General features: G+C 73.0%; 1 protein-coding gene. It reads left to right on the top strand.

What is annotated here, in order from left to right; genetic code table 11:
• A partial coding sequence (locus AC07RV_RS39940; RefSeq protein ID WP_493196368.1) for a hypothetical protein occupies positions 1–411 on the top strand: 411 nt, incomplete at both ends.

The raw sequence follows: 411 nt of genomic DNA, 5'->3' as shown, positions 1-411 counted from the left end.
GCTCGGCGGCGACGGTGGTCTGCTGGGTGGCGTCCTGGGTGACGACGGCCTGCTGGGCGGTTTGCTCGGCGGTGACGGTGGTCTGCTCGGCGGCATCCTGGGCGATGACGGTCTGCTGGGTGGCCTGCTCGGTGGTGACGGTGGCCTGCTGGGTGGCGTGCTAGGCGATGACGGCCTGCTGGGCGGTCTGCTCGGCGGCGACGGTGGCCTCCTGGGTGGCGTGCTGGGTGACGACGGTCTGCTGGGCGGCTTGCTCGGCGGTGACGGTGGTCTCCTGGGTGGCGTGCTGGGCGACGACGGTCTGCTGGGCGGTCTGCTCGGCGGTGACGGCGGTCTGCTGGGTGGTGTCCTGGGCGACGACGGTCTGCTGGGCGGCTTGCTCGGCGGTGACGGCGGCCTGCTGGGTGGTGT

This window comes from Variovorax sp. GW821-FHT09B01, from assembly GCF_059418345.1.
Note: the sequence above shows the minus strand (reverse complement) of the source record. Positions and strands in the feature narration are given on the sequence as shown.